General features: G+C 54.0%; 16 protein-coding genes, 1 pseudogene and 1 riboswitch. Of the genes and pseudogenes, 4 read left to right on the top strand and 13 right to left on the bottom strand.

The window, feature by feature from the left end:
• Window positions 1–13: 13 nt before the first annotated feature.
• From JET16_RS13365 to radA, 5 genes are all read right to left on the bottom strand, one after another.
• Window positions 14–1000: an alpha-ketoacid dehydrogenase subunit beta gene (locus JET16_RS13365; protein WP_199616613.1), complete on the bottom strand. Its 987-nt coding sequence runs from the start codon at window positions 998–1000 to the stop codon at window positions 14–16.
• A gap of 18 nt (window positions 1001–1018) precedes the next feature.
• Entirely contained in the window at window positions 1019–2005 is a 987-nt protein-coding gene (locus tag JET16_RS13370; RefSeq protein WP_199616614.1) for a thiamine pyrophosphate-dependent dehydrogenase E1 component subunit alpha, read from the bottom strand.
• A gap of 299 nt (window positions 2006–2304) precedes the next feature.
• Window positions 2305–3150 (bottom strand): CDP-diacylglycerol--serine O-phosphatidyltransferase, encoded by an 846-nt coding sequence (pssA, locus tag JET16_RS13375; RefSeq protein WP_199616615.1) that lies wholly within the window; start codon window positions 3148–3150, stop codon window positions 2305–2307.
• Between the two features lie 146 nt (window positions 3151–3296).
• Window positions 3297–4376, bottom strand: coding sequence for a DNA integrity scanning diadenylate cyclase DisA (gene disA, locus JET16_RS13380; RefSeq protein ID WP_199616616.1), 1080 nt, complete (start codon window positions 4374–4376; stop codon window positions 3297–3299).
• 236 nt (window positions 4377–4612) lie between these two features.
• Window positions 4613–5983, bottom strand: a complete 1371-nt coding sequence (radA, locus tag JET16_RS13385; protein ID WP_199616617.1) for a DNA repair protein RadA — start codon at window positions 5981–5983, stop codon at window positions 4613–4615.
• Between the two features lie 95 nt (window positions 5984–6078).
• A riboswitch (cyclic di-GMP riboswitch) is annotated at window positions 6079–6173 on the bottom strand.
• 313 nt (window positions 6174–6486) lie between these two features.
• Between radA and JET16_RS13390 the strand changes: the two genes are divergently transcribed.
• Entirely contained in the window at window positions 6487–7737 is a 1251-nt protein-coding gene (locus JET16_RS13390) for an MFS transporter (RefSeq protein ID WP_199616619.1), read from the top strand.
• A 357-nt stretch (window positions 7738–8094) separates the two neighbouring features.
• Here the strand turns inward: JET16_RS13390 and JET16_RS13395 are convergent, their stop codons facing one another.
• Both JET16_RS13395 and JET16_RS13400 read right to left on the bottom strand, forming a co-directional pair.
• Entirely contained in the window at window positions 8095–8370 is a 276-nt protein-coding gene (locus JET16_RS13395; RefSeq protein ID WP_199616621.1) for an RHS repeat-associated core domain-containing protein, read from the bottom strand.
• A 148-nt stretch (window positions 8371–8518) separates the two neighbouring features.
• Window positions 8519–8863: a winged helix-turn-helix transcriptional regulator gene (locus JET16_RS13400; protein WP_199616623.1), complete on the bottom strand. Its 345-nt coding sequence runs from the start codon at window positions 8861–8863 to the stop codon at window positions 8519–8521.
• A gap of 217 nt (window positions 8864–9080) precedes the next feature.
• Between JET16_RS13400 and JET16_RS31125 the strand changes: the two genes are divergently transcribed.
• Window positions 9081–9239, top strand: a complete 159-nt coding sequence (locus JET16_RS31125; RefSeq protein WP_407673138.1) for a RidA family protein — start codon at window positions 9081–9083, stop codon at window positions 9237–9239.
• Between the two features lie 16 nt (window positions 9240–9255).
• Window positions 9256–10113: an arginase family protein gene (locus tag JET16_RS13410; protein ID WP_199616624.1), complete on the top strand. Its 858-nt coding sequence runs from the start codon at window positions 9256–9258 to the stop codon at window positions 10111–10113.
• A gap of 164 nt (window positions 10114–10277) precedes the next feature.
• Here the strand turns inward: JET16_RS13410 and JET16_RS13415 are convergent, their stop codons facing one another.
• Complete coding sequence (locus JET16_RS13415) at window positions 10278–10895, bottom strand: DUF6531 domain-containing protein (RefSeq protein WP_199616625.1); 618 nt, start codon at window positions 10893–10895, stop codon at window positions 10278–10280.
• Window positions 10896–10903: 8 nt separating this feature from the next.
• On the opposite strand from JET16_RS13415, the pseudogene JET16_RS30125 reads away from it, so the two are divergent.
• Window positions 10904–11114: pseudogene (locus JET16_RS30125) on the top strand (helix-turn-helix domain-containing protein); the annotation flags it as partial.
• Here JET16_RS30125 and JET16_RS13420 read toward each other — a convergent pair.
• The 5 genes from JET16_RS13420 to JET16_RS13440 form a co-directional block, all read right to left on the bottom strand.
• Window positions 11078–11320 (bottom strand): hypothetical protein, encoded by a 243-nt coding sequence (locus JET16_RS13420; RefSeq protein ID WP_199616626.1) that lies wholly within the window; start codon window positions 11318–11320, stop codon window positions 11078–11080. The pseudogene JET16_RS30125 and the gene JET16_RS13420 sit on opposite strands and share 37 nt — an antisense overlap.
• Window positions 11321–11479: 159 nt before the next feature.
• Window positions 11480–12253: an RHS repeat domain-containing protein gene (locus JET16_RS30830; protein WP_199616627.1), complete on the bottom strand. Its 774-nt coding sequence runs from the start codon at window positions 12251–12253 to the stop codon at window positions 11480–11482.
• 229 nt (window positions 12254–12482) lie between these two features.
• Entirely contained in the window at window positions 12483–13109 is a 627-nt protein-coding gene (locus tag JET16_RS13430; protein ID WP_199616628.1) for a hypothetical protein, read from the bottom strand.
• Between the two features lie 36 nt (window positions 13110–13145).
• Window positions 13146–19049 (bottom strand): DUF6531 domain-containing protein, encoded by a 5904-nt coding sequence (locus JET16_RS13435; protein WP_199616629.1) that lies wholly within the window; start codon window positions 19047–19049, stop codon window positions 13146–13148.
• A gap of 18 nt (window positions 19050–19067) precedes the next feature.
• Window positions 19068–21038 carry an S-layer homology domain-containing protein gene (locus JET16_RS13440; RefSeq protein ID WP_199616630.1) on the bottom strand — a complete coding sequence of 657 codons (1971 nt, stop codon included), beginning with the start codon at window positions 21036–21038 and terminating at the stop codon, window positions 19068–19070.
• Window positions 21039–21056 lie beyond the last annotated feature (18 nt).

The following is a 21056-nucleotide window of genomic DNA, read 5'->3' on the forward strand; positions in this document are numbered from 1 at the left end:
GTCCGTCCCGCGCTTACGCTTTGCGGTACAACGTGTTTTTCGCGGCCTCAATAATGTCCGGCACTTGCGGCACCGCGGCTTTTTCCAAATTCGGGTTGTACGGTATCGGCACCGGCTTTCCGCCTAAACGCCGGATCGGCGCGTCAAGGTAGTCGAACGCTTCGCTCTCCGCAATCGAGCTCGCGATCTCCGCGCCGTATCCCGCGCGCTTCACCGCTTCATGCACTACCACGAGCCTTCCGGTTTTCATTACGGATTCGACGATCGTTTCAAGATCGAGCGGCACGAGTGTGCGAGGATCGACGACTTCCGCGGAAACGCTTTCCTTTTCGAGCTTGGCCGCGGCTTCGAGCGCTTTGTTCACCATGATGCCGGTCGCTACGATCGTGACGTCTTTGCCTTCGCGCTTGACGTCCGCTTTGCCAAGCGGAATCGTATACATATCTTCCGGGACATGGCTTCTGGTCCGGTAAAGCAATTTATGCTCATAGAAGATGACCGGATTGTCATCTTCAATTGCAGAGATCAGCAGTCCTTTCACGTCATATGCGGTCGACGGTTGAACGACCTTCAGCCCCGGGATGTGCGCCATCCACGCTTCCAAGCTTTGCGAGTGCTGCGCCGCCGCGCCCGTGCCCGAGCCGGCCGGCGTGCGCAGCACCATCGGCACTTTTCCTTTGCCGCCGTACATGTAGCGAATTTTTGCCGCTTGATTGACAATTTGGTCCGTCGCAATCGTAATGAAATCCGAAAATTGCAGCTCCAAAATCGGCCGCATGCCGGTCAGAGCGGATCCGACAGCCGCGCCGGCGATCGCCGATTCCGAAATCGGAGTGTTTCTCACCCGCTCCGGCCCGAATTCTTCAATCATTCCGCGCGTGACGCCGAAAGCCCCGCCGTATACGCCGATGTCTTCACCTAAAATATATACGTCTTCGTCTACACGCATTTTTTGCGACATCGCTTCCCGAACCGCTTCCAAATACGTAAGCTCTCTCACTCCCACTCCCCCTCGTCGTTACGCATAGACGTCCGTTTCCAAATCTTCCGGCTTCGGCTCCGGGCTTCGCTCGGAGAACGCAACGGAATCTTCGATCGCTTGTTTCGCTTTTTGCTGCAAATCTCCGAGCTGGCGATCCGTGGCGATGCCCGCATCAAGTAGCGCGCGCTTCATAAAGGCGATCGCATCTTTCTCATTGCGCCAGTACTCTTCCTCATCGCGCGTCCGGTATTTCTTCGCGTCGCTCTTCGAATGGCCTTTGTAACGGTACGTCTTTGCCTCGATCAACGTCGGACCTTCGCCTCTGCGGGCGCGCTCCACCGCTTTATGCGCCGCTTCCATCACCGAAAAAATATCGTTTCCTTCCACAACTTTGCCCGGAATTCCGTATGCGGAGGCGCGGTGGGCGATATGTTCGATATTGATCATTTCTTTGACAGGACCGGACATGCCGTATTGATTGTTTTCACAAAAGAATACGACCGGCAGCTTCCAAATGGAAGCAAGGTTGATCGATTCGTGGAAGCTTCCTTCGTTGGAGGCTCCGTCGCCGAAGAAGCAGACGGTAACGTAACCGAGGTTTTTCATTTTCGACGTCAGAGCGGAGCCTACCGCAATCGGGATACCGCCTCCGACGATGCCGTTTGCGCCCAGGTTGCCCTTGTCGACGTCCGCAATGTGCATAGAACCGCCTTTTCCCTTGCAGTAGCCGGTTTCTTTCGCAAACAGTTCAGCCATCATTCGGTTCACATCCGCTCCTTTCGCGATGCAGTGCCCGTGGCCGCGGTGCGTGCTCGTTATTTTGTCGCGCTCTTCCAGCACCGCACATGCTCCCGAAGCGGTCGCTTCTTGTCCGACGCACAGGTGCGTCGTGCCATGAATCATTCCGCGGGCGAAAAACTCGTCCACCTTTTCGTCAAAGTAGCGGATGAGCCACATTTGGTGGTACAGATCCTTCAAGCGTTCGTTCGTAACCATCGGAGGCAGCTTTTGAGAGACCGTCATACAATCACTCCATTCGTTTTTTACATTTGTTCATCCATGTTACATTTGTAATTATCATATTATCTAGCAAAGAATCAGTCAAGCGACAGACGGAATCTCAGGTCTTTCGTCGGCAGCAAAAATAAGCCCCCGATTGTCGTTATAGACAATTCGGGGGCTATTTTACACGCAGTATTGCTGATTCCGCCGCCTCGAGATACGGACCGCGAATACGCGCACACTTAAACGACTCAAAACTCCTCACGTCGAATCACATGAAGAAAGGGAGAAGCAGCCTTCTCCCCCGAATATGAGGTCCGCTATTCGCTCCCAGCGCCTGGCTTCGGCTCCGGACGATCCGCATCGCCGGCGGCTTCTGCGCCTTGCGGATGCTCGCCGGCATCCTTCGCTTTCCCGCGGCGTCTGAGCGCGAGCTTGATGCCGCCCTTGGGCAGCCTTGGCGCGCGGACGCGCACGCTCCGGCCGGCGATTCGCGCGATCGTCTCCGCGTTCTTGCGCAAACCGAACAAGGCGTACAACAGCAGCGGAATAAACAGCAGCTTGGACAACGCGCCGGGATGCAGCACCGCAACGGAAGCGGCGGCGATGATGACAATAGGCGTGATCCACACGGCGCGGCGCGACATCTTGAACTGTTTAAAATTCGGATATTTTACGGAAGACACCATCAACGCCGACAATCCCAGTGAGGTTATGACGAGCACGAAAGCGGGAATGTGCTCCGAAAACAAAGCCAGTGTACACATTACTCCGCCCGCGGCCGGAATCGGCAGACCGAGAAAGTAACCCGGCAAACCGTCGCTTACGTTGAACCTGGCCAAACGCAGCGCCCCGCAGATCGGGAAGACGGCCGTTACGATCCATCCGAGCGCCGGATTCAAATCCTGGAACGCCGCGACGTACATAATGAACGCGGGGGCCACACCGAAGGAAATAACGTCGGAAAGCGAGTCGAGCTCTTTCCCGAACTCGCTTTGCGCATTCAGCGCCCGGGCCACTCTGCCGTCCAACCCGTCAAGCAGCATGGCGGCGATGACGGTCATCGACGCCGCATCGGGGCGGTCGTTAAAAACCATGATGATTGCTATAATCCCTAAAAATAAATTCCCAACGGTAAACCAATTGGGAAGCGACTTCAATGTCATCGAACACACTCCTACCGTCAGCGATCGGAAAGCGCCGGCGTTCGCACAGCGGCATCCCGATCCCGCAAGAAAACATACCGCCGGTCGCGGTTTCGTTTCCTTAAATGTACTCCGAACAAGCTGATATTACTATGCCCAAAAAATCCCTAAATGTGCCGATCGACCAACACTTGCTCCCGAATGCGCTTCAAGCCCTCTTTAATGGTGCGTGCCCGCACCTCGCCGATGCCGTCGACTTCGTCCAGCTCCTCGATCGTCGCCATCAATACGTGAGGCAAATGCTCGAACTGCTCCACCAAATTGCCGATAATGACAGTCGGAAGACGCGGAATTTTGTTCAATACCCGGTAACCGCGCGGCGACACGGATTCTTCGAGCATCGCCGTAGTATTCGGATACCCCAGGAGCCTGATGATTTGATGATCCTCCATCAGCTCGTCTCCTGTCGACTTTTTGAACCCGTTCATAATATCCTTAATCTTCTCGTCGGCCGGTTCGCGGCAATAGTCCTTCAGCAGCAAGTACGCCTCGGTTTCAAGACCGGCGACCAACTCCTCCAACTGCATCGAGATCAGCCGTCCTTCGTTGCCGAGCTCGTTGATGTAGCGGTTGATCTCGGCTTTAATCCGAAGCACCATCTCGATGCGCTGCACCGCGTTCGCCACGTCGTGGAGCGTCACGATTTCTTCGAATTCCGCGGCGGACAAATTCGTCAACGCCTGATCCAGCACGGCCTTGTACTTCTCAAGCGTCTGGATCGCCTGATTCGCCTTCGTCAGAATGACTCCGATGTCTTTGAGCGCGTACCTTAGATTGCCTTGGTACAACGTAATGACATTGCGCCGCTGCGATATCGATACGACGAGCTTGCCGGTTTGCTTCGCCACCCGCTCCGCCGTGCGGTGCCGGATTCCCGTCTCTGAGGAAGGTATGGACGAATCCGGAATGAGCTGGGTGTTGGCGAACAATATCCGCTTCAAATCCTCGCTGAGTATGATCGCTCCGTCCATCTTAGCCAGCTCGTACAAATAATTCGGCGAAAAATCGCAATTAATCGAAAATCCGCCGTCGACAAGATCCATCACCTCAGGAGAGTACCCGCATACGATCAAACCGCCGGTTTTCGCACGCAGCACGTTTTCCAATCCTTCCCGAAACGGTGTTCCTGGCGCAACCAATTGCAGGAGTTCGCTCATAATTTCCTGATTGTTATCTTCCTTGACCATAGGTACCCCCTTACCGACCGGATGTTCGACTCGCGAACACCGCTTGCACTATCTATTGTATTTAAAAACCTATCGAGTTTGCATACCGATTTGAAGAATCGCTCACCGATTTTTATTTTATAACTCTAGAATTAATTAGTTTTCACGAAATAAACAGCAATTCTAGAGTTTCAAGAAAACCTTCCGCTAAACGCGGTCTTGCTTCTTTGAATTGGCCTCAAAGAGGTTTTCTTATATTACGGCAGCGCCGCCTGCAGCGCTTCCTGAACGGTGCGGACGGGGACGACTTCGATTCCCTTCGGAGGCGCCCACTGCTTCAAGCTTTTCTCCGGCAAAATGACCCGCGAAAACCCGAGCTTCAGCGCTTCATTGACACGTTGATCGATTCTCGACACCCCGCGGACTTCACCGGTAAGGCCGATTTCTCCGAAGACGACGTCGCCGGGGTTTGTGGGACGGTCCCGGAAGCTCGACGCGACCGCCACAGCAATGCCGAGGTCTGCCGCCGGTTCGTCCAGCTTCACGCCACCCGCCACATTAAGGTATGCGTCTTGAGTCTGCATGTGCAAGCCGACGCGCTTTTCCAGCACCGCAATGATCAGATTGAGCCTGTTGTAATCGACGCCTGTCGCCATTCGCCGCGGGCTCGGGAAATTCGTCGAGGCGACGAGCGCCTGCAGCTCCACGAGCACCGGACGGGTGCCTTCCAACGAGGCGACGACAGTCGAGCCCGCCGCGCCGATCGGCCGTTCCGAGAGAAACAGCTCGGACGGATTCGTCACTTCGGCGAGGCCGCTCTCGGCCATCTCGAAGATGCCGATTTCGTTCGTCGAGCCGAAGCGGTTCTTCACCGCGCGGAGCATGCGGTACGAGTTGTGCCGCTCGCCCTCGAAGTATAGCACCGTATCCACCATGTGCTCAAGCAGCCTCGGGCCCGCGATGGTCCCCTCCTTCGTCACGTGACCGACGAGGAGAGTCGCCACGCCGAGCTGCTTGGCGACACGCATGAACAGCCCGGTGCACTCGCGCACCTGGGACACGCTGCCCGGCGCCGAGGCGACGCCCGGCTGATACACCGTCTGGATCGAGTCCACGACGAGAATGTCCGGGCGCACCTCCTCCAGCGCTTCGAATATATGGTCCGTGTTCGTCTCGCACAGGACGAACAGCGCCGGCGCTGCAGCGCCGAGCCGTTCCGCGCGCATCTTGATCTGCCGCGCCGATTCCTCGCCGCTGACGTACAGCACGCGCAAGCCGCTGCGGGCAAGCGTCTGCGACGTCTGCAGCAGCAGCGTCGACTTGCCGATGCCCGGGTCCCCGCCTACCAGGATCAACGATCCCGGGACGAGCCCCCCGCCGAGCACCCGGTTCAACTCGGCGCTGCCGGCATCGATGCGCGGCTCCTGCGCGGCGGCGATTTCCGCGATGGAGCGCGGCTTCTCCTTCGTCATTGCGACCGGCGCGCCCGCCACGCCCGCCGTCTTCACGATCGTCTCGGTCTCCTCGACGAACGTGTTCCAAGCGGCGCACCCGGGGCACTTGCCGAGCCACTTCGCCGATTCGTATCCGCACTCCTGGCAGACGAATTTCGTCTTTGTTTTTGCCATGCAACCACTTCGCTCTACGTCTATTATCTAACAAGTGTAACAATTTCCGGCGGAGATTACCAAGAGTATATGTAGCAAAAATAAACCAAGCACCGTAGAGCGGCCCGGCTGCCGTAACGGCGGCTCATGCCGCCGTCCCAGGCCCGTGGCTTTGCGTCTCCGCCTTTCGGCGGGTTTGCCTTGGTTCCCTTCGCTTGGTTGTTTAGGTCGTTCGCTTCATGCAACTTAAAGCTGTAGGACATATTCTCCATGAACCGACAATATCCTGCAATAATTGACAAAATGTTTGCATTCCATATACTTGAGCGGCGCAATTTCTGTTAAGATAACGATACTGAGATTGGTACCGGCAGTTGCGCCGGCATCGTTATCAATACACTGCACTTATTAATTAAGGTACATTTTGACCGTTGGTATATTCGCCGCATTGATGGATGCACGTTACATTTTACCATTTCAGCAAATGATAGACTACCCATGAAACGGAAGGCAGAGAATATTATATGACAGTCAGGGGCATCGCCTCTAAACTAGGTTTGCACATGAGCCCGGATTCTTGGCACAACTTCCGCTGCGACTTTTCGTCGGCGATGATATTCAGCGTGTTTAACGTCGTGTTCAACCAATTTTATTTGCCTTTCGCCATCCAACAAGGCGCTTCCAACATCCAAGTCGGAATACTCGCGGCAGCCCCGGCCATCGGATTGTTTTTCTCGCCGCTGTGGGCAAGCTGGATAGAGAGAACGGGCAACCCCAAACCGTTCGTCATTATTCCGAATTTCATTGCTCGCATATTGATTGTGCTTCCTGCGTTTTTCGGCGCGCCCTGGGTTTATGTGGCCACCGCTCTCATGTTCCACATGATGATGGGCATTCCCGCACCTGCCTACGCTTCATTAATGACGAGAATATATCCTCCGCAGCTGCGCGGAAGGATTATGGGTTACGTACGCGTGCCTATGGTACTTATAATGATTCCATTAGCTTATGGGATCGGCGCATGGGCGGATAGTTCCGGCCCTGCGGGTCCGCTGCTGTTTGCCGTCGGCGCCGGCGTCGTTTCGTTGCTCGTCTTCCTTCCGGTCAAACAGTCCGAACCGCTCCCGCCGCAAGATGCGTCGCCAAAGAAGAGAGCATCTCTTAAAGAGCAATGGAAGCTGGTGAAACAAAGCCGGCCGTTGGCCGTCTTTCTGATTGCGACGACGTTCGCGGGGTTCGGCAATATTTTGGCAGGGCCGCTTTATCAAATCATTCAGGTGGAGAAGCTCGGCTTGTCGAACGCGGAAATCGGCTTGGCCCGCGTCGCTTACTTTTCTTGTCTGCTGATAACGTACCTCTTTGCAGGATGGGCCATTGACCGCTACTCCCCCGAACGGACGCTAACCTACGGACTCGGCGCGTTCGCCGCCGTTCCGATGCTGTACGGATTGTTCGGAAGCTATCCGTCCGTCATCGTTGCCAGCGGCATCCAAGGCATCGGCGACGCGATATGGGATATCGGTATCCTATCCTATGTGTTCCGCTTGGCGCCGGGCAGAGAGGCCGTCGTGTTCGGGCTGCACTTGATGCTGTTCGGCATCCGGGGAACGATCGGACCGCTGCTGAGCACCGGTCTTGCCGACACCCTTCCGCTATCTGCGATATTGCTGTTCGCGTCTCTTTGCGGGTGGATCGGGACGTTATGGTTTGTGATGGGCAACAAGTTGAACGCGAAGAACATGCGGGGCAATCCTCCGGCATCTCTTTCGGGGTAGCGGATTACGATAACTTTGACGCCAAGTGTTTTTGGAGTTCACTTCCAATCAATCCGTAACTGGCCAGAATGTCTCGACAGCTTCTTCATTTGGCATCATGCTGATTTTATATATCCAAATGTCATGGGAAGCAATCGCGCTTTTATTACTCAACGATTCGCCATTGGGTGTCATCCGCGTTAACCGAATCCATCGATACTAAGTCTGCTCCCATTGTGTTTAAAATTTCAATAACACGATTTTTATGATCATTTGAAACTTGAATTTTTAGCAATATGATTATTGATCCTACTATGACAACGAACAAAAGCACAGTGATCCTAAACCACTTTTTCTTAAACATCTCTTGATTCCCCTTTAATACGTCGAAGAATTCTCAATATCCCCCTTATACGTATCCTCACTCACAAAGCGCCCGATTTCCGGCTGGTAGTAGCGTGCACGTGCGTAGGTGAGGCCGCTATTAAAATCATACCCTAATCCGGTGTAGCCGAAAAGGTTGTCCGGTCCCGGCCAGTTCGGGTCGAATTTCTTCGCTTCGAGCGGGATGCCGAATTCGTCGTAATGGTAGCGCGACGACATGCGGCCGTCTTGCTCGATCAAACCGAGCGTGCTGCCGAGCGCGTCGGACAAGTACCACAGCGTCTTCGGTGTGACGCCCTCTTCCGCGCCGCCCGCACCCGGGGTCGGTTCCCAACCGTTATCCGGATCATGCGCCGTATAGCTACAGAAACGGCATATTCGCCATCAATACTGAACCGGCCCCACACTTTCCGAAATCTTATAATATTATTTTTTTGCTTTGATTCTTCGCCCCCCACTCACACAACTCCTCCAAAACTGGTAACAAAGTTTCCGCTTTCTCCGTGAGACTGTATTCGACTTTAGGGGGAACTTGAGGATACTCTTTCCGTTTCACCATACCGTCTGTCTCCAGTTCTTTCAATTGTGCACTCAATGTTTTGTAAGTAATGGCGCCTATCCGTCTTTTCAGGTCATTAAAGCGAACCGTTTGGTTTTCTGCCAGAAGGTAAATAATAAGCAATTTCCACTTACCGCCAATCACAGACAAGGTGTAACCAAAAGGTGTCTCTTTAATATTACCCTTATAGTCAGCCACGCTCATGTTTACACTATCCTTTCGGGTAGTACCTATCAAAATAGTGCGTACTACTTAATAATTTGTGCTCAGTTTATACTAATCTTACTTTGAAGTAAAGGAGAGGGACTATGGTTAATATCAAAACCTGTGATCACGGTCTTTGGGATCACGGCATTTCCCAAGATTACAGTGTTAACGGCACTATCTACGTTTTGGTGTCTCGAGATCAAACCTTGTTTATGTGGAGATCTATCTGACTAACGCGAAAGGGCATTTCAAGCCCGTCGTCGGGTTGTTCAAGGAATACGTGGGACAACACCGGCCGGCCGGCAGTCTCATTGGCGTGACCGATCTGGCCTTCCCTGAGCAATTGATCGAAATCCGCGTGATCTTACTTTGAGTTAAGGAGAGAAAAAATGACCGACAAGACAATCCGTCTTCTAATGCCGCAATGGCAAGGAGGAAATAACCCTAACTATGCTTTTGGAGCCGAACTGCTGGCTTGGCTGGCTCCGGACAATGATCAACCTCTTATTAAAGTTCCAGTTCAAGCTTATGATGGAACGCCGCTTGTTTACGAGAACGGTACGTATGGAAGAAAACACCTCCTTGCACAATTAGAGGCTGCTCAGTATATACTTAAGGCTCATAAGCCGGATCGCATTGTCATGTTTGGCGGTGATTGCTTAGTCGAACAAGCCCCGTTTGCCTATCTGAATGAACGGTACGGTGGGGAATTAGGTTTAATTTGGATCGATGCTCACACCGATTTGGCAAGAATAGTAGGGTATGACTATGGACATACATTACCGCTCGGGAACCTACTGGGAGAAGGAGATGAAGAGTTCGCAAAACATGTGAATATCCCTCTTAGACCTGAACATGTCTTTATCGCGGGACTAAATTCTCCTACTGAACAAGATGTTGAAATCATTCAAAGACTGGGTATTAAAACTGCCGGAACCCAAGAGTTAATGAACAGTACTGAATCTGTAAAAGAGTGGATTAATGAATACGGCATTAAGCATCTGGCTATTCACCTTGATTTAGATGTGCTTGACCCGAAGGCATTTCGTTCGTTATTATTCGCCAACCCTGCAACGCCTTATGATTTTTCTGCCGCTGGAACCATGCAATTGCCTCAACTGCTTTATTTGATTCAAGAACTATCTGAAGAGACCGATGTCGTTGGATTAGGTATAACGGAGCATATGCCGTGGGATGCTATTAATTTGAAGAATCTGCTTGGAGAAATACCAATTCTAAATAAATGAAGTCATTAAAGAGGAACGCTTGCTCCTTAACGGGAGCGGGCGTTCCACTTTGTCGTTCCACGTGTTGCAAAGCGCTAGCTTTTACTGCCGTTTCAATAGATCCAGTAATTGAACAAGATTTGCACGGTCTCCGCTATTGTCGTGATGACATATATTAGATTCCTCTACTGATAGAGGCTTGAAGTGTCTGCTAAGTTATAAGAAAGCGTATTGGTCTGAACAGCGTGGTAGGTCACCTTAAAATCCAGCGGCATCAATCCGGCAAGCGACATATTCGTATGCGAGAAGACGAAATCGCCGGTCGCCAAGTTTACCGGATCGAAATCTTCCGCGAGCGGATGTCCTTCCTTGTTCGCGTACGCTTCCTCGATACGCTCGATGTCCGTATTGTCGATATTGCCGGCCGATTGCGGCTGCGAAATAAGCACGACCGCATCTTTATCCAGCTGGCCGTCTTCGCAGCGTTTGAGCTCTTGGTCGTTGAATTGAGCAATTTTGACAACGTTCGCCGCGTAATACAACGCCGCGATGTGCGCCCAGTTTACGCCCCAGATGTTCGCTTTGTATTTCAGCACTTCGAGCAATTCTGAATAACCAGACGTCTTGCCGTCTAACGGACGCTTCGTCATAGCCCGAATATGCGCGAGTTGATATAGGGGCAGCTCCACTTCCACTTCCCACTCGCCTACATAATCCTCCGGTGCGCTGCTCGCCGGAAATTCCGGGAAGTAGTTGCTGACGGAAATGTCCCGGGACCACGTACGCTGCCTGTTGACGGGCACATTTTCTTAAGAAACATGGTGTTTCCTTACGGGAATTATCCCGGCTTAGCGACTTCCACCACGCAACTTTAAGCGAACTCGATTAGCTTAGGCCGCATTGAAAGAATTGCGGATGCTTTCGATATCAGGGACATACGTGAAATTATCGATCTATACGTTTCTCACGGTAAGCTTGTTTGGATTCAGTCGCCCGATTCATTCGGCACTGGGTGGGGGTAAAAACAACGACCCTCACGCGCGTAAGTGAGACCGCTATTGAAATCATACCCTAATCCGGTGTAGCCGAAAAGATTATCCGGGCCCGGCCAGTTCGGGTCGAATTTCTTCGTGTCGAGCGGGATGCCGAATTCGTCGTAATGGTAGCGCGACGACATGCGTCCGTCTTGCTCGATCAAGCCGAGCGTGCTGCCGAGTGCGTCGGTCAAGTACCACAGCGTTTTCGGGGTGACGCCCTCTCCCGCGCCGCCCGCACCCGGGGTCGGTTCCCAACCGTTGTCCGGGTCATACGCCGGGAGGTACGTATACGAGACGCGATCTCCGCCTGCGCCGTAGACGAACGTTTCTTTCCACTTCGTCGGGTCCGCTTAGGTGATTTGAATCGGTTCCGGAAGCGCCATGCTCACGTCGTTCGTGTAATGGAACTCCCAGTGCTTCTTCTTGTATTGCAGCTCCCAACCGTCGCGCGGTCCAAACGGGTGGTCCGTCGGATATTCTCCGTTAACTGGATCGCATTTCTTCGCGAGCCCCGGAGGAACGAAGCCCGGTGGTACGACGTGGTCACACTTATCGCTCTTTCTACCGTTGCCGTTGCCGTTCCCATTTCCGTTACCATTGCCATTGCCGTTTCCTTTTCCGTTGCCGCGTCCGTTCGGTCCATGCTTCACGTCGACGATCATGGACACGCGGTTTCCGTCGCCGTCGTACGCATAACGGGTGATGTCCCCGACATCGTTGATGTGCTGCGTCAGCCGGTTCGCGCCGTTCCACGTATATTGCTCAAGAACCTCAGGTACCGCCGGCTCGGACATCAATGCGAATGCCAACGGATCGTACACGTCCGTATACACCGCAGGCGCCACCGCTTCATCGTACACGGAAGCCGCGACCGTCAATGTCGGATCCGCTTGTCCGAGCACCCCGATCACCTGCAGCACGTTGCCTCGTAAATCATAGGTATAGTCTTTGTAGTCGAGGCCGTTTTGCCAGTGGATCAATTGGTCGCCCGCGTTGTACGTGTACTCTTCCAAGTCGAGCAAGTCGCCCCACACCGTCGACTTCGCCAAACGGTTGCCGACTTTGTCGTACGTGTAGTTCGTCGTGATGAGCGACGCCGGGTCGCCGAAGTTGTATTTGTTCACCGTGACGAGCTGGTTGAGCGCTCAAATTGGATTCGTGTACCTCGATCTGTGCGTTTGCCTCCAGCTTCCTTCGGATTCCGCCTCACAGCGGACACCCTTGCTCTTGGCTAATGGTAGGCGCTTGCCAGCCCCCATTCCGGACTTTCACCGTAGAGATAACGCCCATGCTGGGCGTACAAGAAAACCACAATGCGATGGTCAATCACATTGTGGTTTAGTTTTTCTACCTCTAATCTAATCTGCTCGAAATTCCTGCCATAATGTCAATTTCAAATTTCTCTTCAGGTATGCCCAATTCTCTAGTAGTGTACAGAATATACCGAGATGAAGTCCCCGCTGGTTCGAGCACCACCCAGTTATTAACCTTTTTAACCCCAAGTCCTGCAATCTTGCGTGTTTGAATATCAACCGGGATGTACTTCTCCTCTCCCGAGCCAACATCCTTTAGATAAAGTTGAGCACGACTGTTTCTTTGGAACAAGTTAATTAATTCGATTCGATATTCATACTTCCCATCCTCGGTAATCTTTAATGTATCACTGGCGATTTTTTCCTTCATCCAACCATGTGAATTGACACTGTGAATTAAGGAGGCGGAAAGCAACGTTAGTAGTAACAGTCCAGAAAAGAAACCTACATAAACTGCTGAGCTTGTCGGAGTCCAACCTTTTACCGATAATATAGTATACAAAATGGCTAATACAAGAACTGGGACACCAGCACCAATTAATATAGTTGTGCCTATAATATCCATCATCCGTTGAAAATATGCGGTGGAACCTACAAAAAACCATATAAGTGATGAGATGCTAAAAAGTATTAGCACTACCGTTAGTAACCGTAACCACAAGTGCATACCCGCCCCCCCTTTGCTTATAGTACCATTCTGCTATTATTTCTTTAATACTGGTTCAATATAATTTTCCCAGATATCAATATTGCTGTGCATGTTTGAATGAGCTCCAATTCTTGTTCCCGTCTCGGCATCTTTAGCACGTACGTTATCTGCGTTCTTAAATTTTCGGGTAAAAGTATATCCCAGTAACCACCATCTACCTCCCAAGTCGCTTTGTACGATATCCCTATTATTATACACATTAATATGTTGCCCAACCTCGGTTTCTAGTTGATACTCCCTCACTGGAGTTGCGATGGTTATTAAAGTATCCACTTCCAAACCTTTTTCCTCCAGTAGATTTGCCAACATTATAGCCACATTCCCTCCATGACTATGACCTACCAATCTAATGGGTTCATCCGGGTTTTCCTTATGCCACTCATATACCTTCGTTGCAAAATACTCCGCCGCCTCCGAACGAGCACCTTTAGAATTACCACCGGACCAATTTAATTTCTCACTTGACTCTTGAAATAAGTCCTCAACATAATCAACAAAATCATCGGTCCAAGTATCTCCATCTGAGAATGTACCATGAATCAGCCAAACTTTATGTCCGCTAGGGTCGGTAAAAATTATTGGATTATTATGAACATAAGCATAACCATTCTGACTCTGCGGACTCCAAATATCCCCCTTATACGAATCCTCACTCACAAACCGCCCGATTTCCGGCTGGTAGTAGCGAGCGCGCGCATAGGTGAGACCACTATTGAAATCATACCCTAATCCGGTGTAGCCGAAAAGATTGTCCGGTCCCGGCCAGTTCGGGTCGAATTTCTTCGCGTCGAGCGGGATGCCGAATTCGTCGTAATGGTAACGAGACGACATGCGGCCGTCTTGCTCGATCAAGCCGAGCGTGCTGCCCAACGCGTCGGTCAAGTACCACAGCGTCTTCGGGGTAACACCCGGTTCCGCTCCGCCGTCTCCCGGGGTCGGTTCCCAACCGTTGTCGGGGTCGTACGCCGGAAGGTACGTGTACGAGACGCGTTCCCCGCCTGCGCCGTAGACGAACGTTTCTTTCCACTTCGTCGGGTCCGCTTCGGTGATTTGGATCGGCTCCGGCAGTGCCATGCTCACATCGTTCGTGTAATGGAACTCCCAGTGCTTCTTCTTATGCTGCAACTCCCAGCCGTCGCGTGGTCCGAACGGATGGTCCGTCGGATATTCCCCGTTGACCGGATCGCATTTCTTCGCAAGCCCCGGCGGCACAAAGCCCGGCGGTACGACGTGGTCGCACTCGCTCTTGTTTCCGTTTCCGTTGGCATTACCATTACCATTTCCGTTACCATTGCCGTTTCCTTTTCCGTTGCCGCGTCCGTTCGGGCCATGCTTTACGTCCACGATCATCGACACGCGGTTTCCGTCGCCGTCGTACGCGTAACGGGTGATGTCCCCGATATCGTTGATGTGCTGTGTCAGACGATTTGCGCCGTTCCACGTATATTCCTCGAGCACTTCCGGAACTCCCGGTTCGGACATCAGCATTTCGGCCAGCGGATCATACACATCCGTATACACCGAAGGCGTCACCGATTCGTCGTACACGGAGGCCGCTACCGTCAGTGTCGGATCGGCTTGTCCGAGCACCCCGATCACTTGCAGCACGTTGCCTCTTAAATCGTAGGTATAATCTTTATAGTCGAGGCCGTTTTGCCAGTGGATCAATTGGTCGCCCGCGTTGTACGTGTACTCTTCCCGATCGACCAGGTCGCCCCACGCGGTGGACTTCGCCAAGCGGTTGCCGACTTTGTCGTACGTGTAGTTCGTCGTAATGAGCGACCCCGGATCGCCGTGGTTGTATTTGTTTGCGGTGACAAGCTGGTTGAGCGCGTCGTACGCATATTCGGACACGACACGGCTTTCCGCGTTGTCGTCCTCGTCGCCGCCGCCTTCGATGCGCTCCATGTTCGTGCGGTTGCCGACCGGGTCGTATGCGTAGATGAGCTGCTCTACCGCGTGACCGTACTGATTCTTATGCGTCAACTCAAGCAGCTGGCCGAGCGCGTCGTAGCGGTACGTGCTGACTGCGCCTGTCGGGAGCGATTTCTCCGTCAGCAGCCCGCGCGCATCGTACGTATATGACGTGCGGCGGCCGGAGCCGTCGATGACGCCGACGATGCGGTCCAGCAGGTCGACGTCGTACGTGACGACGCTGCCGTCCGGATACGCCATGCTCTTGCGCTGCCCGTTCTCGGTCCACGAGTAGCCGATCGTCTGGCCGCGCGAATCGGTCACGCTCGTCAATCGCGACAATGCGTCATATGCATAGGTCGTCGTACCCGTGGAGTCGGTCATCGATGTGCGTCGGCCGAGTTTGTCGTACGTGTACGAAACCGAAGCGCCGTCGTGGTACGCAATGCCGGTCAACCGGTTCGCCAAATCGTAGTTGTATGCCGTGGCGGTCTGATCCGGATGCGTCACGGATGTAACGTTGCCCATGCCGTCGTACAGCATTTCGGTCACTTTGCCGAGCGGATCGATTTGCGACTTTAAGCGGCTGAGCAAGTCGTATTCGTACTCCGTTACCCGGCCTTCCGCGTCCGTCTTCGTCCGCAAGTTGCCGACCGCGTCATACGTGTACCTCGTTGCGTCGCCTTTCGCGTTGATGACCGCTTCCAGACGGCCTAACGCGTCGTAGTCGTAGACCGTTATCTGTCCCTTCGCATCCTTCACGCTAGTAATGCGGTCCATCTCGTCATAGCCGAATTCGGTGACGGCGCCCGATGCGTCGGTAATCGTCTTCACGCGTCCGATCTCATCGTACGTATACGTCGTCGGCGATCCGGACTCATCGCGCGACACTTTCACCCGGCCGAGCTCGTCGCGCTCCATCGCCGTTCGATTGCCGAGCGGGTCGACGGTCGCCACGAGCAAGCCGCGGTCGTCGTACTCCATCGCCCAGATCGCACCGTTTGGCTTCTTCACGCTTGTCAGACGGCCCGCCCTGTCGTAGCCGTACTCCGTCGCTTGGCCGAGCGCGTCGATCACCTTCGCGAGGCGGCCGACAGCGTCGTAATGGTAAGAGGTGATCGAGCCGTAATGATCCTTCTCGGTCGTTAATCGTCCGAGCGCATCGTATCCGTACTGGGTTACCCTGCCTTCCGGATCGGTCAATTTGACCGGCAAGTTGCGGGCATCGTACTCGATCGTCGTGCGGCCCTGGCGCGGATCCACGACGGCCGTCACGTTGCGGTTGCCGTCATACTCGTAGTCGGTCACATTGCCTTCGGCGTCACGGACCCAATCCACACGATCGGCAGCGTCGTAGTGAAGTTCCGTCACCGCGCCGTTCGGCTCGATGATCTTGGTCCGATTGCCGACGGCATCATACTCAAACTGAGTCACTTTGCCGTCCGGATCCGTCACCGTCTTCAACCGGTCGAATGTGTCGTATGTGTACTCGTATGCCTCGCTCCCACGGTTTTCGACATGTTTCAAGTTGCTGTTCTTGTCATAATCGAACGTATCCTTGTAGCCTAGCGGATTCAGACGCTCCTTCACCCGGTCACGCGGATCGTAGGCAATCTTCGTCCGGTGGCCGAGCGCATCGACGATCTCGGTGACGCGATGCAGCGGATCGCGCACCAGCTCCTGTGTGAACCCTTCCGGGTCGGTGATGAAACGCACGAATCCGTCGTCGTCGTTCGTCAGCACGGTGCGTTCCCCTTCGGCGTTCACCATCGCCGTCGGCACGCCGCGCGCGTCGCGCTCGATCGTCGACACGCCTCCAAGCGCATCGGTGACGGAGATCAGGTTCCCTCTTCCGTCATAACCGAACAACGTCCTATTGCCTAAAGCGTCGGTCACTTCCGTCGGCTTGCCGAAGCCGTTATACAGCATCGTCGTCGTGGTACCCAACGGATCGATCTGCTGCAGCATATTGCCCAATTCATCGTATACAAACTCCCACGTCTCGCCGTTGCGGTCCGTGTAATGCGTCATGTTGTCGTTCGAGTCATAGACGAATCTTTCCGAGGTGCCGTCCGGATGATGAATGGCCGTCCGGCGCTGGCGGTCGTCGAACTCGTACGTCGTCCTTCGGCCTAACGCGTCGATCGTCACCGTCTTCTTCTCTTCCGGATAGTAGACGATATCGCCCCATTCGCCGCCCAAGTCCCGCTGCCTGACGACACGGTCTTGATTGTCGTATTCGTTGATCAGCTTCGCCGTTTGCTCCGGATTGATCATTCCGGTCATCCGGTGCAATTCATCGTACTCGAAGCCGATCTTCGCCCTGTCCGGCAGCACGATTCCCGTCAAATCGTTATTGACGGCATCGTATTCATAGATCACCTCGCGTCCGGATTGATCCGCAAGACGAATCAGCTTCCCGTTCGCACCATATGTAAAATCCAACGAAGCGCCTTCCGCTTCGATGCGGTCCAACACCGATCCTACATAGTAAAATTGAGCGCCGTTCCCGTTCGCATCCTCCATCCGGTACAATGTTCCGTCTTCCCGGAACACCATGCGGGACTGATCCTTGCGGGTCAGCGTAAACATGCCGTTCGGCTCTTGAACAAGCGTATCGTACACGCCCGGAGGGGTGTGGAATTGACCGTTCCCCGCCGACTCATACACCAAGCTCGCTCCGGACGGCGTGACCAATACTTGCGTATTTTCCCGGGGATAAAGATGCCAATCCAACGAGTGGTGCCAGCCGACGCCGAGAATGCCGTCATATTTGTCGCGGCTGTGGTAGGTCACCTTAAAATCCAGCGGCATCAATCCGGCAAGCGACATATTCGTATGCGAGAAGACGAAGTCGCCGGTCGCCAAATTTACCGGATCGAAAGCCTCGACTAACGGATGTCCTTCCTTGTTCGCGTACGCTTCCTCAATTCGCTCGATATCCGTATTGTCGATATTGCCGGCCGATTGCGGCTGCGGAACAAGCACGACCGCATCTTTATCCAGGAAGCCCATGCAAATCTCGCCGTCTTCGCAATGCCTCAGCTCCTGGTTGTTGTATTGCGCGATTTTGACAACGTTCGCCGCGATGCCTGCTTTCGAAACATCGTCATAATACAAAGCGGCGATGTGCGCCCAGTTCACACCCCAAATATTCGCTTTGTATTTGAGCACTTCGAGCACTTCCGAATAACCGGACGTCTTGCCGTCGAACGGACGCTTCGTCACGGCGCGAATATGCGCGATTTCGTAGAGGGGCAGCTCCACCTCCACTTGCCATTCGCCCACATAATCCTCCGGGTCGCTGGACGCCGGAAATTCCGGGAAGTAGCCGCTTACGGAAATGTCTTGGGACCACGTACGCTGCTTGATGACAGGCACATTTTCCGCGATCTTTATAATTTCCGGTTTCACGACCTTCCGGTTCGTACCTTCTTTCACCGTCACCCACATTTCAAGCGTCACCAACGTATCGGTTTCCGCCAATCCGCGAATGACATGCTTCTCACTGCGCAGCTCCGGGTCGGGAACGATCTCCACTCCAATCGGCGCAGGCGGCGCAGGATTTCTCACCGTGAACGGCTCCGAACCGAAAAACTGCGTGAAATCCGTCGGCGTGACGCAAGCTTCATAGCTTCCTTCCGGAGCCGGCTGACCGTTCAGCTTTCCGTCCCAGCGGTATGTATGACTTTCAATGACGGAATAGCTGGCGCCCGAAACGAGCGTCTGCTCGCCGCAGATGGAAATGTCCGTCGGATGGCTCGTCTGGCCTTCTCCGGGATTATCGTAGCTGAAAGTAATATCGAGCGGTTGTCCGTAAACGGTCATAATTTCATCCGGGTCCACGTCCACCGATGTCGCGGCTTTCGCCTTCGGCGCGTCGCCCGGGTACAGCGGAATGCCGCTGACCGCGATCAACACCGCCAATACGGATGCGATGATCGAATTTCTTTTGCGCCGCAGCGCATTAAACAAACGACTCATAAGTCCGGTTCCTCCCCATTATTCGTTCGCTACGAGCGGCAGCAGCCGGTACACGACCGTCGCCGCTTCCGCGCGGGTCGTCGTCTTTAACGGCATCACTTGGCCGTCGCTGCCCTTCAACAAGCCGAGCTTTACGACGGCCGCGACATTCGCCTTCGCCCAGCCGCTGATCGTTGCCGCGTCTTTAAACTTCAAGAGGCCTTCCGTCTCTTCCAGCTGCAATACCGGCGCCTTCGCGCCCATCGCGCGGACGATCATGGCGCTCATCTGTTCCCTCGTCACCGGCGCATCGGGATGGAACGAACCGCCGTCACCCTGCACCCAGCCCGCTTTCGCCGCCGCTTCGACGACGCCGAACGCCCAATGATTCCGACCCACATCGGCAAAATGTCCCTCATTCCCCGAAGACACCGCCTGCAAACCGAAAATTCCGGCAAGGAGCTTCACGAATTGAGCCCTCGTCACTTGCGTGTCCGGACGGTACGTTCCGTCCTCGAAGCCGTTGACGATGTTCTTCGCCGCAAGCACTTCGACGGCGTCTTTCGCCCAGTGCGCGGACAAATCCTTGAACGAAGCGTTTCGCTGCGCAACCGCGACGGTCCCCTCTTGTTTCGTCCAAACCGCCGTTGCCGCAGAAGCCGCAGCATCGGCCGTTCCGCCCAAGTACGTCCACTGCTCGCCATTTTGCAAAAACAGTCCCGTTTTCTCATGGTCCAATCCGGTCATACCGCTGCTCGCATATGCAAGAGTCATCTTCGCAGCCGCGGCAAACGGCCTGCTCGACGTGACCGTCCATGCGTCGCTCTTCGGAACGAAGCCTTCCGCCGCCGATTTCGAAACGCTCTCGCGCTTTACGGTAATGTCCGCTGTTTGATCGAAAGCGCCGGCCGGAATGATGAGCTTGAATGCCCCGTCAGCGGATTCCACCGTTCCGCCTTCCGCACCGATCTTGCGTGTGATCGAATCGACCGATATGACCGGTTGCGGCGAAGTGTCTTGCTTGGAGCCGGTCGCCGTATTCGCCGGAACAACGGTCAGTACCGTCAATCGTCCGTCGGCGGCCTTCGTGATCATTTTGTCGTTCTCCATCTTGAGGAAGGTTTGATCGGTTGTGCCGTGGGTCGCCTGGAACGTTTCGTTCGTCTTCAAATCCGCGGCCATAATTTGCGCGACGCCGTTCACATCCTCCACCCACGCGACCACATTGTCGCCTGCCGCCATGATCGGGAATTCTCTATCTTTCTTTGAGGGTTGGGTAAGCTGTACGGGCTCGGCTCCAGGAGTGTTGATTTTCATCGCCATATAGTGCGTCAAGCCGTCGAAGTTTCTGATTTTCCATATGACCGTGTTGCCTTGGAATGCGAATCCTGCGATATAATTGCCGCGCTCTGCTTCATACAGCACGGTATCCGCCTTTGTGCCCAAATCCAACATATTGAGGCCGTCTTTCCCCGCTTGCTTGTATACGACGAGCCCGTTTGATACGATCGGGTAGCGCCCTTGGCCGAGCAGCTCGGTCGCATCTTTGTCCGAGTCGTAGAGATACATATCTCCCCGTGTGTCGCGGTTGTACCAGGCGATAAACTTGCCGTCCGTGGACGGGTTCACGTGCTGAGCCGGAGACCAGCTGATCACTTTCTCTTTGTTCGTTGCGAGATTGTAAAGGATGATATGGCGAGCCGCCGGCTGCGCTTTCGCGTCGATCTCCCGCTTGTCTTCCCATACGATCAGATCCCCATGGAAAGCGATCGTGTCTTTGAAAGAGGCGACCGTCGTCAACTGGCGTTTCTCTTTGGAAGTGATGTTTGCATGAAAGATATGTTGGTTTGCAATCCATGCCGCTTGATTCCCGAATACGGTCGATTTCGCCGGCAGCACGAAACCGGTTGAATCTGCGTCGACGTCATAGCTTGCGGCGATCGCCGGGTTTGCCGGAACTGCGAGCAGGAGTGCCGCGATTAATAGTAGAGCTCTAGTACATTTTTTCATTCGATTTCCTCTCCCTAT

Origin of the sequence: Paenibacillus alkalitolerans, from assembly GCF_016482785.1 — a bacterium.
GTDB classification, from domain to species: Bacteria; Bacillota; Bacilli; order Paenibacillales; family YIM-B00363; genus Paenibacillus_AE; species Paenibacillus_AE alkalitolerans.